Raw genomic sequence first — 13429 nt, forward strand, 5'->3', positions numbered from 1 at the left:
TGTCTTGATGAGCTCGCCGGTCTTTATGTCTAACGAAGGATCTCTAGGAAATGGGGTCGTCGCGGTGGGCGGTTTGGATTAGGCGGGTGCCGGTGCGGCGGTCTATGTGGTAGCCGCGGCCGGGGGGGAGCTTGTGGGGCTTGATGTTGCCGAGCAGGATGCCCTCGTCCTTGTTGCCGGACATCAGCAGGCCAGGCGACGCCATTTCCTTGATGCGGGTGATGGCCGGGTCGAACATGCCGCGGCCGGCGCCGCCCATGGCGCGGGCGAGGATGATGTGCAGGCCGATGTCGCGGGCCTGCGGGAGGAGTTCGACGAGGGGACGCAGCGGGTTGTCGGACGTGGCGACCATCTCGTAGTCGTCGATGATGAGGAACAGGTCGGCGCCCGTCCACCACGAGCGGGAGCGGAGCTGGTCGGGGGTCAGGTCGGCCGGTGGGAGCCGCTGCATCATCGCGCCGCGGATGTCGTTGACCAGTGAGGTCGCCGCCGGCGCGGAGGCGCCGAAGCCGATCTGGTGTTCGGTGTTGGCGACGTCCAGCAGCGAGCGTCCGTAGTCGATGAAGATGATGCGGGCCTGGTCGGGGGTGTAGCGGCTGGTGATGCCGGTGGCGATGTGCCGCAGCAGGTTGGACTTGCCGCATTCGGCGTCGCCGAGCACCAGGAAGTGCGGGTCCTGGGTGAAGTCGAGGTAGACGGGGGAGAGCGACTCCTCGTCGATGCCGATGGGGATGCGCATGCCGGTCTCGGCCGGGGTCGGCAGCGACGACACCGGCAGGACGTCCGGCAGCATGCGGACCTGCGGGGCGCGCTGGCCGGTCCACGCCTCGTTGACCGCCTGCACCATCTTGAGGACGCCGTCGTTCAGCGACTCGTCGGCGCCGCCGCCGTCGAGGCGGGGGACGGCGGTGAGGAAGTGGTAGCCGTCGCGGGACAGGCCGCGGCCGGGACGTCCCTCGGGGACGTTGTCGGCGAGCTTCCGGTCGATCTCCGACTCGTACGGGTCGCCGAGCCGCAGTTCCAGCTTGGTGCCGAACAGGTCGCGGATGTTGCTGCGGAACTCGGTCCACTTGTTGGACGAGGCGATGATGTGGATCCCGTACCCGAGGCCGCGGGCGGCGAGCTGGGTGATGGTGTCCTGTGTGGCCTCGTAGTCCTGGCGGAGCGTCAGCCAGTTGTCCACGACGAGGAACACGTCGCCGTAGCCGTCGCCGGGGTGCTCGCCGGACGCGCGCATCCGCCGGTAGGTCGCGATGCCGTCGATGCCGCGCTCGGCGAACTCCCGCTCGCGCTGCTCCAGCAGCCCGCTGACCTCGGCGACCGTCCGGCGGACCCGGTCGGCGTCCAGGCGGGTGGCGATCCCGCCGACGTGCGGCAGGTCGGCCAGCGCGGTGAGCGCGCCGCCACCGAAGTCGAGGCAGTAGAACTGCACCTCGGCGGGGGTGTGGGTGAGGGCGAGGGACGCCATCAGCGTCCGGATCGTGGTCGACTTGCCGCTCTGCGGACCGCCGGCGATGCCGACGTGGCCGGCGCCGCCGGACAGCTCCAGCCAGTACGGGTCCCGGCGCTGGTGGAACGGCTTGTCGACGATGCCCGCCATGGCGTAGAGCTTGCCGCGGCCCTCCCAGCCGGCCGTCGTGAGCCCGTACTCGCGGGTGACCTGCAGCGGCGGGAGCATCTCGTTCAGCGCGGGCGGCTCGTCCAGCGGCGGCAGCCAGATCTGGTGCGCCTTCGCGCCGTGGCCGGCCAGTTGCCGGACCACCACGTCGAACAGCGCATCCTTGGACTTGTTCTCCTCCGGCTCCGGTGCGGGCGCGTCCGGCTGTTCGACCACCTGCGGCCGCATGTAGTTCGCCAGGTACGGGACGACCTGGGCGGCGACCTGGCCGGTCTGCCGGCCGGTGTCCTGCTTGTGGGGCTGCTCGTCCACCGGGCCCGACACGTACGCCGCCTTGAACCGCACCATCGGCTCGGTCGCGAACTTCAGGTAGCCGTTACCGGGCGCGGGGGGCAGCTCGTAGGCGTCGGGGACGCCGAGGACGACCCGCGATTCCATCGCCGAGAACGTCCGCAGGCCGATCCGGTAGGACAGGTGCGTGTCGAGGCCGCGCAGCTTGCCCTCCTCCAGGCGCTGCGAGGCGAGCAGCAGGTGGACGCCGAGCGACCGGCCGAGCCGTCCGATCATGACGAACAGCTCGGCGAAGTCGGGCTTGGCGGACAGCAGTTCGGAGAACTCGTCCAGGACCAGGAACAGCGTCGGCATCGGCGGCAGGTCGGCGCCGTCCAGCCGGGCCTTCTCGTAGTCGCGCAGCGAGGCGTAGTTGCCCATGGCCCGCAGGTACTCCTGCCGCCGCACCATCTCGCCGTGCAGCGCGTCGTACATGCGGTCGACCAGCGGGAGCTCGTCCTCCAGGTTGGTGATGATGGCGGAGACGTGCTCCAGGCCGTCCATCCCGAGGAACGTCGCGCCGCCCTTGAAGTCGACGAGGACGAAGTTGAGGATGTCGGGCGCGTGCGTCATGGCGAGGCCCAGCACCAGCGTGCGCAGCAGCTCCGACTTGCCGGAACCGGTGGCGCCGATGCACAGGCCGTGCGGTCCCATGCCGCCCTGCGCCGACTCCTTGATGTCGAGTTCGATGGGGCGCCCGTCGGCGTCCAGCCCGATCGGCACCCGGAACCGGTTGCGCTGGGCGCGCGGCCGCCACACCCGCGCCGGGTCGACCTCGTACGGGTTCTCGACGCCGAGGAGGGACGTCAGCGTCATGTTGCCCGACAGGACGTCCTCTTCCTCGGTGGTGTCGTTCGTGCTGCTGCGGAACGGCGACAGCTGGCGGGCGAGGCTCTCCGCCTGCGGGATGCTCACACCGTCGGGGGCGCCGATCGAGGACGGGACGTCCTTGCCGGCCCGGTCCTTCTTCAGCATGTGGACCTTGCCGGCGGCGACGTTCAGCCGCAGCGTCCCGCCCTCGGTGGTGAAGCCGACGGTCTGGCCGAGGTCGATGACGCAGACGCCCTCGATGCCGTCGGCGGCGAGCTGCGAGTCGTAGGACGCCATGCCGCCGTCCACCACGACCACGTGCAACGGCAGTTCACCGGACGGACGGCCCGCCACGAACCGGGAGCGGTCCTTCACCTCCGGCCCGAGCAGGACCTCCAGCTCCGACATCGTCGGCGCGATCCTGCGGATCTGCCCCGCGGCGTCGTGCTCGGTGGGGTGCAGCGCGTGGGGCAGCCACTTCACCCAGTCCCAGTGCGGAAGGTGCTCCTGGGACGTGCAGACGCTGATCTGCACGTCGTCGGGGGAGTGGAACGTCGCGATCTGCATGAGCATGGCGCGGAGCATGGCCCGCCCCGCCTCCACGTCCCCGGACAGGAAGATCCGCGAGAACGAGCGGAGGTTGATCGCGACGGGCAGCGCCGGGACGGTCGAGTGCGTCCGGATGAAGCGCCGCAGCGCGCCGGCGCTCATCGGCTCCAGGTCCTCGATGGGCTTGGTCTCCGGCGCGATCAGCTGGACGGCGAGCCGCTGCGGGCCCGCCCCGACCCGCACCTGGCCGAAGTCGCCGTCCTCGGCGCGCCGCTCCCACAGCCGGGAGCTCATCACGATCGACCACAGCCGCGTCGGGTCCGGGTTGTACCACTCCAGGGCCTCGCGCTGCTGGGTGGCGGCCTTGCGCACCTTTGTCCGGACCTGCCCGAGATAACGCAGGTAGTCGCGCCGTTCGCTGTTCAGTTTCGATTTGCGTTCGCCGGACTTCTGGCCGACCTGGCTGAACATCATGCCGAACATCGACAGGCCCATCATCCCGCCCGCGACCATCTGCAGCGGGTTGGAGTTGGGGTTCAGGAACATGAACGCCATCGCGCCCGAGCCCGCCGCCATCGGCAGGTACATGAGCACGCTGCGGAACCCGTCGGTGGTGATTTCAGGCAGCTCGGGCGGTGATTCCAGCAGGACCTCGCCCCGTGGCATCTCCGGCGGCTTCCGGCGTTCTTTGCGCCGCACCAGTACCGTGCTCACTGGACCGGGCTCCCCTCTGGCCGTCAGTCGTCGCAGCCCGACATCATACGGATAAAGTGCGTCCCCCGGCTTTCAGGACAGCACGCTAAAGCGAATCGGACGCCCGGCGCCACGCCCAGACCAGTGGGAACACCAATCGTCGCCAGGCGGCGGAGAACCTACAGAACTCGGAGACCACGATGTTCGGACCGGACGGCCTCGACCTCGGCGACCTGCTGCGCCAGTCGCAGGAGCGGATGGCCAAACTCGCCGCGGTGCGGGAGCAGATGGCGGGGCTTCAGGGCCGCGCGGAGTCGCAGGACGGCCGCATCAGCGTGACGAGCACGGCCGAGGACCCGCTCGCCGAGATCAAGATCGACCCCAGGGCGATGCGGATGGGGTCGGAGGAGCTGGCGGCCACGCTCCAGGAGACGGCCCGGCGCGCCCGCCAGGACCTCGACGCGCAGGTGCAGAAGATCACCGCCGACCAGTTCGGCGGCACCGAGAACCCGATGGACGTGCTCAAGGACCAGGACGCGCTGAAGAAGTCCCTCACCGACATGCAGGGCGTCTTCGAGCAGGCCGGGCGCCAGTCCCAGCAGATGATGGACGAGCTGCACCGAAAGCTCGGCCTCCGGGACACCGGCAAATGACGGCCCGGTGGGGTGAGGCGGTGCTCGCCGCGGAGCCGTTGCGGCGGCGCGTGTCCGACGACTCCGGGACGCGGGCCCTGATCGTCGCCGCCCTGCTGGTCTTCCTGGCCGGTGCCGTGGTGGCCGGGGTGCTGGCCTACACCGGGCGCTGGCGGTCGTGGTACCCGGGCCGGTTCCGGGTGACCTTCATGCCGCTGGCGGCGCCGTGGTTCGCGGCCGCCGCCCTGCTGATGGCCGGCCTGGTGGGGCTGGACTTCCTGCTGGACCCGATCCCGGCCGGCCTGGCGCTGCTCGGTGTCGCGCTGGCGATCGCCTGCCTGCTCGTCGCCGGTGTCTACGCGATCCATCCCCCGCGGCGCATGCTCCCCCGCTGGATCAGGCATCTGGAAGGGGACGGCTCGCCGTCCGGACCGGCGGGCGGCCGTTGATGAGGCGGCCGGCCCGGAGCGGTTCTCCCCCCGCCGGCGCGGGCTCCCGCGCGTGGCTCAACATCGCCGTCCTGGGAGCCGCCGCGCTGGTGGGCCTGGTGGTCCTCGCGCGGCCGCTGTGGTGGTACGCGACCGGCACGCCGACGAAGGCGGCGGTGGAGCGCTGCGACGATCCCGGCCGGAGGCCGCTGGTCTGCGGCGGGACGTGGACCCTGCCGGACGGCACCGAGCACCACGGCCGGATCGCCGGGGCGGGAGAGGGCGACGAGGGGAAGACCGTCCCCGTACGCGCCTCCGCGTCCCATGCCGCGACGTTCTCCCTGCGGCTCGTGTACGGTCCCGTCCTCGTGCTGCTCGTGGCCGCGTTCTTCGGCTACGTCTCCTACCGGCAGCGAGCCGTCGCGCGAAAGAACGCGGGAGGGAACACGCGGGCGGACGCCCCGGGTGCGCGGCCCGCGGGGACGGATCCCGGGCAGGGCCTGTCCTCCTGAGCGTCAGCGGTGGGGCTGGGTCTTGTCGACGTACTTCTTGCCCGCGTCGTCCTCCGAGCCGTAGGAGTCGCCCCAGTTCGCCCACGGGGTGGCGAGGATGTTGCCTCCGTTGAGTGTGTCCGCCGTCCCGAGCGTGGCGGCGAGCTTCTCGGGGACCGTCAGCGGCGCCACCCGGGAGGTGAGCGGAACGCCCAGCCCGGTCGCCGGGTTCGCGCCGAAGACCTCCGACGTCCGCTTGGTCAGCAGGTAGGCGAGAGCGCCCTTGAGCATGTCGTCGGCGCCGTTCATCGTCGCCTTCCCGAAGGTCGCGAAGACCTCGGAGTTGCCGTTGAACAGCTGGCCGACCATGTTCGTGCCGAGGAAGACGCCCCAGACCGCGGCCGCGCCCACCGAGATCTTCTCGATGATCGTCGAGCTGACGTTGAGGACCTTGTAGGCCATGGACGCGAACTGGTTCGCCTGGGCCTCCAGCTCCAGCGCGGCGGGCGCGCCGACGATGGTCCCGGCCGCGATGCAGATCGCCGTTGCGAAGATCGCCAGCAGCGTCATGATGATGAACATCAGGTAGATGAAGACGCCGATCAGGACGGCGAGGATGTACAGCGCGACGATCACCGACCACGCCATGACGATGGAGAAGTCGAGCTGGTCGGAGTAGTCGTCCATCTTGCCGTCGAAGGCGGTGCGGTCGTCACCCTCCCAGGCGCTCGTGGAGACGCGCCGCGTCAGCTCCTCGATCTTCTGCTGCGCCTTCTCCAGCTGGTCGACCATGTCCTTCCAGCCGTCGGCCGCCCGCCACAGCTTGCCGGGGTTCCCCTGCGCCTGGTAGACGATCGGCACGATCGGGATCGCGGCCGGAATGACCACCGACACCCACAGCGACTCGAAGAACGCCGCCTTCGCCAGGCCCTCCGCGGCGTCCAGTGCCTCGGCCGCCATCAGATCCCCTCAAGCGTCGACTGGCGCTCGGCCTCGTCCTGGATGCCGGCCGTCTTGATGAGCCTGTCGTTGATGTCCATCGCGTGCTTGCTCTTGTCGATGAGGTCCTGGTCGGCGAACTCGATCATCTGCGTGTACGTCAGGGCGGCCGAGATGGCGAACATGGTGTACGCGTCGGGCTGGGCGTCGCGGGGTTCGGCGTCGAGCTTGTAGCGCGCCTGCTTGAACAGCTCCATGAGCTCCTTCTCCACCGCGGTGCCGAGCTTCTTCAGTTCGTCCGGTGAGAACCGCACCTCCCCGCTCGTCTTGCCGGGCGGCGCCGGGGGCGCCTGCGGGGAGGGAGACGGGGTCGGTGTTGCGCCTCCCGGCGGCGTGGCGGGGTGGCCGGCGGCCGGGGCAGGGGCGGGGCTCGGGCCGTTCAGGAGGTCGGCGACTCTGTTCTCACCCATGCGAAGGCCTCCGTTCTGTGAGCGGTGAGCGAACCTGAAGAGACAACGGGGCATCGACCGACGGTCGGATAGCCCCCATCATGGCAGGCATCCACAGGGCGGCCTCGCGGCACAGAACTTCGTGCGACGCGAGGCCGCTCCGTCAGGTGCGGCCCTCCAGTTGGGCGAAGGCGACGTTCCACCAGGACTCGGTGTCGGTGAAGGCGGCCGGGTCGAGGGCGCTCAGCTCCTCCCGGAGCCGTGCGGCGGGCAGGGCGCGGGTGGCCTTTCCCTGGTCGGCGCGGATGAGGCGTTCGAGATGGTAGAGGAACTCGACGAAGGCGCCGAGCGTGGAGTTGACGACCTCCAGCCCGGTGGTGTCGCCGAGGTCGAGGAGCATGACCGCGCCGCTGTCACCGTCCAGGCAGTAGTACATCTTCTCGTCCGGGACGGCGCCGAGGACGAGGAGACCGAGTGCTTCGTTCTCGCCGACCTGTATTTCGAGGACGTTGAAGAGCTCGAAGTCGCCCTCGACGTATGCGGTGAACAGCAGCGGCACCTGGGCCGGTATGGCGGCCTCGGGCGGCAGGGCGCTCAGGTCGAACGTCATCCGCTCGACGCGGTCCGGGGGCAGGTAGAGGAGCCCGTCCTCCCCCCACAGGCGCACCATGTCCTGATATTCGAGCATTAGGCTCCCTCAGTGATGAGTCCCTGGGCGACGAGGAAGTCGTACCAGCGGTCCTCGGGCGGAGCGGGGATCTGCTCGGCGTAGCCCGGGCCGAGGACGTACCGGTCGATGAAGTCGTCGATACCCCCGGTCAGCCGCTCGAAGCGGGAGTCGAAGGCGTACTCGGCGTCCATCTCGGGGAACCACCACACCGCCCCGGTGGCGCGCTCGACCATGAAGGGGAAGTCCATGTTCCCCCCGAAGCACACCCAGGCGTCACGGCCGCCGTCGAGGTCGTCGCAGTAGAACTGGTTGGCGCCGATGGTGCGGGTGGAGTGGACGGTGATGACGCCGGCGTACAGGCCGTCGGTCACCAGCAGCAGATCCCGCAGCTCCGGCGGAAGGCCGGTGAGGACGTCCGCGGAGCCGGACGCGCCGGGATTGAACTCGGCGAACATATAGGAATCGGGTCCCGATTCCAGGCTCTGCCGGACGGAATCGATCTTCTGGCGAAGCCGGTCGTTCATTCGATGATCCTAATACGCAGGGGAGTCCCGTCCGGCAGGTTGTGAATCTGCTGCCGGATCTGCCCGCCGATTCGCCAGTTGGTGAAGCTGTCGAGATAGCGCAGGTTATTCCGGAGATCGGCCCCCGCGGTCTGCAACTCGTTCACATGGTCCAGCTGCATGCTCTGGTCGAACAGGCGGCGGATCATGCGCCTGGAGAGCTGGGGGTTGCGCTGGCCGTATTGCCGGTGGATCCGGTCCACCAGGTCCCTGCGATGGTCGATCGAACGCTGGCGGTCGCGCCTGCGCACCGGGTTGACGGCCTTGAACAGCTTGCCTTCGTCGCCCAGCCGCTGCAGGGCCCTGGCCTTGCGGCGGAACTGGGCCTTCGGCATTCCCGGTTCGTGGCGGAGCGTGATGGTGACGGGGCGGCGGGGACCGTGCCTTTCGGCCCACCGGATGAAGCTCGCGGCGGCCTTGAAGACGCCGCGCGCGTTGTTCTGCCCGGCCGCACGCGGTGCGTGGTACCTGACCCTCAGCAGCAGGACGAGGACCAGGACCGCGAGGCTCGGCCTACCCATTGAGGATCGCTTCGATGGCCATGTTGAGGAGCTGGTCGATGATGAGGCTCGCGATCATCTTGAAGATCGGGATCTCGGCGAGCGAGGCGCCGAAGGTGACCGCGGCGGTCGCGATGGCCTGGGCGATCTGAATGGCCAGCATGATGAGCTGGATGATCACGTGGATCTTGAGGGCGAGGACGATGACGCCGCAGACCATGAGGGCGGCGCCGATGATGGTGGACGCGGTGCCGGCGTCGCCGAGGGCGGGGCCGGGGGCGTCCTCGTGCGACCACGCCTTGCGGAAGGCGTCGATGCCCTCGCCCTGGTTGCCCGCCCAGATCGCGGCGGCGTGGGCGTTGGCCTCGCCGACCGGCTGCCCCAGCTTGCCGGCGAAGCCGATCCAGTCTCCGCCCATTTTGAAGAGCTTCTCTTCGTCGGCCTCGGGCCAGTCGTAACCGAGCATGCCGAGCAGGGAGATCAGATCTCCGGGGAGTTGCAGTCCCATGGCTCAGCCGAGAATGTCGCGGACGCGGTTGACCTCGACGGTGCTGGCGTCCTCCGCCTGGAAGTAGTTCGCCGCCATCACGGTCGCGCCCTCCGCGTGCCCCTTCAACCCGGCGATGTTCTCCTGGATGCACTCGGCGGCGAGTTCGTAGACGGCCATGTAGCAGCCGCCGATCAGCATGCCGAGCATGTCCTGGCCCCAGGGTTCGCCGTGGCCCTGCAGCTTGGCTTGGAACTGCTCCCATTCGGTTTGCAGATGCTGGGCGGACGAGTTGATCCCGGCGCCCGCACGCTTGATGGTCCTGGGTTCTACGTCCAGGTGGTTCTCGCCCATGCGCTTTCCCTCGGTCAGCGTTTCTGGATGCTGCTCATGAGAGCCGTGAGCGACCCCATGAGCGAGCGAAGCTGTTCGATGCTCTGATCTTGCACGGCGCGCACGCGCTCCTGGAGATCCGGGTCGGCTGCGGCCTTCGATCGTTGGGCCGCGTCCGCGCGGGCGGAGTCGAGCGCCTCGTTCGCGGTCGTGACGATCGTGGCGGCGAGGGCGTGAGACGCCATGCGCAGCGACCGGGCGTTGAGATGGACCGCCTCGACCCGCCCGGCGCCGTCCGCCACCACCCGGACGAGTTCATCGTCGTCGGCGGCCTCCGCGGTGGACCGTTCCTTTTGGTCGCCGGGAAGGGCGGAACGCGCGACCTCGCCCGCCTGGTCCAGGAGGTGCTCCAGCCCCGGGAACGCGGCCTCCCCGCTGACGTACGCCCGATCGCGGATCCCGGCGAGCGCTTCGTTGATGCCCTGTGTCATCACGCTCAGCCGGCGCAGCCCCTCGTTCTGCACGCGCTGCAGTTCCCCGGCGAGGACGGCGAGGTCGGGGACGAGGTCCGCCTGCTCGGCGCCGGCCCGGGCGCGCACGTCGTCCAGTGCGAAATTGAGCGCGTCGCCCACGTGGGCGGCGAGTTCCTCCGGTTCCAGGCGCAGGACGCGAGGGTCGATGTCCAGCGTCTCGATACGGCCGCCCGTCACCGCGACGGCCCGCACGCGGCCTTCGCCTGACTCGCCTTCACCGCGGACCCGCACCTCGGCGGAGGAATCGGCGGAGGAAGACGCCCGCAGACGCTCCCGCTCTTCCCGGAGCCGCCGTTCGAAGGGAACTCCGGGCCCTGTGATGTCCGACGTCATGGGTCCTCTCCCTCGCCTGCCGGGCGGGCAGGGGCGCTGAAACGGGACGGTTCCCGGTGATGCTGATACCGTCCGCGACGGTGGAGCGGCCATTGGCGCGCGCCGTCACAATTTATCCTGTTACGGTTTCGCCGGTATCCGGACGCTCCCCAGGGACCATGCTTACAGGTGAGGAAGAACAGTGGCTTCAGTCACCGGGGCGGAGCTGTGCAGGGTCACAGTGGTGGCCCCGAAGCGCCGCATCGATATCTCGCTCCCCGCTCATGTGCCGTTCGCCCAGTTCTTCCCGGCGATCCTGCACTATTCCGGCGCCCAGATGGCCGATGCCGGTCTCGCGCACGGCGGATGGGTGCTGCAACGACTGGACGAGGCGCCGTTCGACGGCGGCATGACGCCGGCGCAGGCCGGACTCCGCGACGGTGAGATCCTCTACCTGCGGCCGGGCAGGTCCCAGCTTCCCGAGCTGGCGTTCGACGACGTCCCGGACGTGGTGGCGACCGCCATCAAGGACCGGCGGGACCGCTGGCGGCCGGAGTGGACGCGGCAGTTCTCGCTGTCCGTCGGCGGCGGCGCCTCGGCGGTCGCGGCGCTCGTGGTGCTGCTCGCCGGTCCGTCCTGGATCGTCCCCGCCGCCGCGGCGGGCGTGATCTGCCTGCTGTACATCGCCGCGGCGGTGTCGGTCTCGCGGGCCGCGGGCGATGAGCGGGCGGGCACGGTGCTCGGTTTCGCCGCGCTGCCGCACGCGTTCCTCGCCGGCCTGCTCGCCCCGGCGCGCGACACCGCGTTCTCCGGCCTGGACGCACTGAACGCGCTGGCCGGGTTCGGCACCCTGGTGCTGGCCGCGGTGATCCTGCTCGTCGGCGTCACCGGCGGCGCGTCGGTCTTCTGGGGGATGGTCGTCGGCGGGCTCCTCGGCGCACTCGGCTCCATCGTCGCGCTGCTGTTCGAGGACCTGTCCGCGGCCGGGATCGCGGCGGTCACGGTGGTGGTGGCGATGATGCTCACCCCGCTCACCCCGACGCTGGCGTTCCGTTTCTCCAAGGTGACGCTTCCACCGGTGCCGCAGAGCGCGGACGACCTGCGGCGCGACACGATCATGGTGGACGGGCAGCAGGTGCTGACCCGCACCGGCCGCGCCAACCGGTTCATCACCGGCTTCACCGCCGGGCTCGGCGTCGTGGCGTTCATCGGGCTCGTCCCGTCCGCGTTCGACGACGGCTGGCTCGGCCCGGTCACCGCGGCGGTCATCTCGGCGCTGCTGATGCTGCGGTCGCGGCTGTTCCGCGGCCGGGCGCAGCGGCTGAACCTGATGGTGCCCGGCATGCTCGGCGTCGGCGCGCTGGTGACCGCGCAGGCGTGGGACGCCTCGCCGGTGGCACTGGTCGCGGGTGCGCTCGTCCCGCTCGTCGTGGTGGCGGCGACCGTGGTCGGTGTCGGACTCTGGCTGCCCGGTAACCGGCCGTCCCCGTTCTGGGGCCGCGCCGGGGACATCCTGGAGATGATCCTGCTGATCGCGCTCATCCCGCTGGCACTCGGAGAATGCGGACTGTTCGCGTACATGCGCGGGCTCGCCGGTTAGGAGCGCCGCGTGCAGACTCGTAAGGACCTGCTGCAGGCTCACCGCCTGATGAACCAGCGCGCGTCGCTGGCGCTCATTTCCGGTGAGCCGGACAACCCCGAACTGCCGATGCGGCGGATGAACATTGCCGCATTCAGCGGCGTCATGATCGGCATCCTGTGCATGGCGGCGTTCGGCATCTACGGCATCATCCGGCCGGGCGGCGCCACCGGCCTGGAGAAAGCCGGGATGCTGATCGTGGAGAAGGAGACCGGCGCCCGCTACGTGTGGTGCGAGAACGGCAAGCTCTGCCCGGTCAGCAACTACGTGTCCGCGCGGCTGGTCGCCGGAACCGACCCCAAGAGCCGCCGGACGGTCTCCCGCACGTCGCTCAAGGAATTCCAGCGCGGCCCCGTGATCGGCATTCCGGGCGCGCCGAACACCCTTCCCGAGCCCGACGAGCTGACCAAGGCCCCATGGGCGGTCTGCGTGCGCACGGTCGAGGGCACCTCGCTGGGCCGCCGGTCGCTGGTCACACTCACCGCCGGACGCAAGGTCGGCGGCACCCCGCTGCAGGACGGCCAGGCGTTGGCCGTGCAGGCCGACGGCCAGAACTGGCTGCTGTGGCGCAATTCCCGGATGCGGATGCCGCCGTACGCGCTGACCACGCTCGGCGCGACACCCGCCCCGATCGCCGGAAAGTGGTTGAACTCCGTCACCCAGGGGCCGGACTTCGCCGCGCCGCAGATCCAGGGGCTCGGGCAGCCGGTGAACGGCCCGGGAGGCAATGCGCGGGTCGGGCAGATCTTCAGCCTGAACACCGCGTCGGGCGCCGGGTCCTCGTTCGTCCTCCTCGCGGACGGCCTCGCGCCGATCACCCCGATCCAGCGGGACCTGCTGGTCGCCGACCCGCAGACCCGCAAGGCCTACGGCAACGGAGCCGTCCGGGCGATCGACATCGACGCGGCACAGGTCAACGCCGTCGGACGGTCCTCGCAGCCGATACGGGACCAGAAACTCGAAGGCAAAGCGCCCGCCCTCGTCCCCTTCAACGGGACGAGCCCGCTGTGCGCGCTCTACAGCGACCCGAGCGGCAACAAGGACGCCGTCCTGACCCTCAACGGTTCGCTTCCGGCTCCACCGGACGCACCCAAGCCGAGCGGCGCCGACCAGCTGGTCTTCCCGCCCGGCAGCGCGGCCCTCGCCGGCCGGGTCCCGAGTCCGGGGCAGGCCGACCAGGTCAACACCTATTACCTGGTCGCCGAAGGAAAACGATTCCCGATCAAGGACAAGGAGACGGCCGAGAAGCTCGGCTACTCGCTGCCCGGCGATGCCTCGAAGGTGCCGGCGGGAGTTCTGGACCTGATCGTGCAGGGCCCGGTCCTCGATCCGGCCGCGGTATCCACCCAGACCACGAATGCCCAGGCAGGGAACTGATCATCGGCCGATTCCGGATTCGGTGAAACCGCAATGGGCGCTATTGCGTCCATGACTGTGGATGAACGGATGGACA

Annotated in this window: 14 protein-coding genes; 5 read left to right on the plus strand and 9 right to left on the minus strand. The window is 69.8% G+C overall.

Annotation, left to right across the window (positions count from 1 at the left end; genetic code table 11):
* Nucleotides 1-43: 43 nt before the first annotated feature.
* Nucleotides 44-4021 (minus strand): type VII secretion protein EccCa, encoded by a 3978-nt coding sequence (gene eccCa, locus ACQP1N_RS04890; protein ID WP_433229355.1) that lies wholly within the window; start codon nt 4019-4021, stop codon nt 44-46.
* A 179-nt stretch (nt 4022-4200) separates the two neighbouring features.
* Here eccCa and ACQP1N_RS04895 point away from each other — a divergent pair, with 179 nt between their 5' ends.
* From ACQP1N_RS04895 to ACQP1N_RS04905, 3 genes are read left to right on the plus strand one after another with little or no spacing between them, the layout of a single operon-like run.
* Nucleotides 4201-4653: a YbaB/EbfC family nucleoid-associated protein gene (locus ACQP1N_RS04895; RefSeq protein WP_067792926.1), complete on the plus strand. Its 453-nt coding sequence runs from the start codon at nt 4201-4203 to the stop codon at nt 4651-4653.
* Nucleotides 4650-5081: a hypothetical protein gene (locus ACQP1N_RS04900; RefSeq protein ID WP_067792929.1), complete on the plus strand. Its 432-nt coding sequence runs from the start codon at nt 4650-4652 to the stop codon at nt 5079-5081. Before ACQP1N_RS04895 ends, ACQP1N_RS04900 begins: the two co-directional genes overlap by 4 nt.
* Nucleotides 5081-5572, plus strand: coding sequence for a hypothetical protein (locus ACQP1N_RS04905; protein WP_433229357.1), 492 nt, complete (start codon nt 5081-5083; stop codon nt 5570-5572). Before ACQP1N_RS04900 ends, ACQP1N_RS04905 begins: the two co-directional genes overlap by 1 nt.
* Nucleotides 5573-5575: 3 nt before the next feature.
* Here the strand turns inward: ACQP1N_RS04905 and ACQP1N_RS04910 are convergent, their stop codons facing one another.
* From ACQP1N_RS04910 to ACQP1N_RS04945, 8 genes are all read right to left on the minus strand, one after another.
* Nucleotides 5576-6511 (minus strand): hypothetical protein, encoded by a 936-nt coding sequence (locus ACQP1N_RS04910; protein ID WP_433229358.1) that lies wholly within the window; start codon nt 6509-6511, stop codon nt 5576-5578.
* On the minus strand, nt 6511-6960 hold the full coding sequence (locus ACQP1N_RS04915; protein WP_433229360.1) for a hypothetical protein: 450 nt from the start codon (nt 6958-6960) through the stop codon (nt 6511-6513). Before ACQP1N_RS04915 ends, ACQP1N_RS04910 begins: the two co-directional genes overlap by 1 nt.
* A gap of 142 nt (nt 6961-7102) precedes the next feature.
* Nucleotides 7103-7627 (minus strand): SUKH-4 family immunity protein, encoded by a 525-nt coding sequence (locus ACQP1N_RS04920; RefSeq protein ID WP_433229361.1) that lies wholly within the window; start codon nt 7625-7627, stop codon nt 7103-7105.
* On the minus strand, nt 7627-8133 hold the full coding sequence (locus ACQP1N_RS04925; protein ID WP_433229363.1) for a hypothetical protein: 507 nt from the start codon (nt 8131-8133) through the stop codon (nt 7627-7629). The genes ACQP1N_RS04920 and ACQP1N_RS04925 overlap by 1 nt, the downstream gene beginning before the upstream one ends.
* Nucleotides 8130-8693 carry a hypothetical protein gene (locus ACQP1N_RS04930; protein ID WP_433229365.1) on the minus strand — a complete coding sequence of 188 codons (564 nt, stop codon included), beginning with the start codon at nt 8691-8693 and terminating at the stop codon, nt 8130-8132. The genes ACQP1N_RS04925 and ACQP1N_RS04930 overlap by 4 nt, the downstream gene beginning before the upstream one ends.
* The gene (locus tag ACQP1N_RS04935) at nt 8686-9180 is read right to left on the minus strand and encodes a hypothetical protein (RefSeq protein ID WP_067793362.1); all 495 of its coding nucleotides are present in this window, start codon (nt 9178-9180) and stop codon (nt 8686-8688) included. The genes ACQP1N_RS04930 and ACQP1N_RS04935 overlap by 8 nt, the downstream gene beginning before the upstream one ends.
* Nucleotides 9181-9183: 3 nt before the next feature.
* Entirely contained in the window at nt 9184-9513 is a 330-nt protein-coding gene (locus ACQP1N_RS04940; RefSeq protein ID WP_067793360.1) for a hypothetical protein, read from the minus strand.
* Between the two features lie 14 nt (nt 9514-9527).
* Nucleotides 9528-10358: a YbaB/EbfC family nucleoid-associated protein gene (locus ACQP1N_RS04945; protein ID WP_067793358.1), complete on the minus strand. Its 831-nt coding sequence runs from the start codon at nt 10356-10358 to the stop codon at nt 9528-9530.
* Nucleotides 10359-10539: 181 nt separating this feature from the next.
* Here ACQP1N_RS04945 and eccD point away from each other — a divergent pair, with 181 nt between their 5' ends.
* Both eccD and eccB read left to right on the plus strand, forming a co-directional pair.
* Nucleotides 10540-11937 (plus strand): type VII secretion integral membrane protein EccD, encoded by a 1398-nt coding sequence (gene eccD, locus ACQP1N_RS04950; RefSeq protein ID WP_067793356.1) that lies wholly within the window; start codon nt 10540-10542, stop codon nt 11935-11937.
* A 9-nt stretch (nt 11938-11946) separates the two neighbouring features.
* Nucleotides 11947-13353, plus strand: a complete 1407-nt coding sequence (eccB, locus tag ACQP1N_RS04955; RefSeq protein WP_433229368.1) for a type VII secretion protein EccB — start codon at nt 11947-11949, stop codon at nt 13351-13353.
* Nucleotides 13354-13429: the final 76 nt, after the last annotated feature.

The sequence above is a fragment of the Actinomadura formosensis genome (genome assembly GCF_050948385.1).
Lineage (GTDB): Bacteria > Actinomycetota > Actinomycetes > Streptosporangiales > Streptosporangiaceae > Spirillospora > Spirillospora formosensis.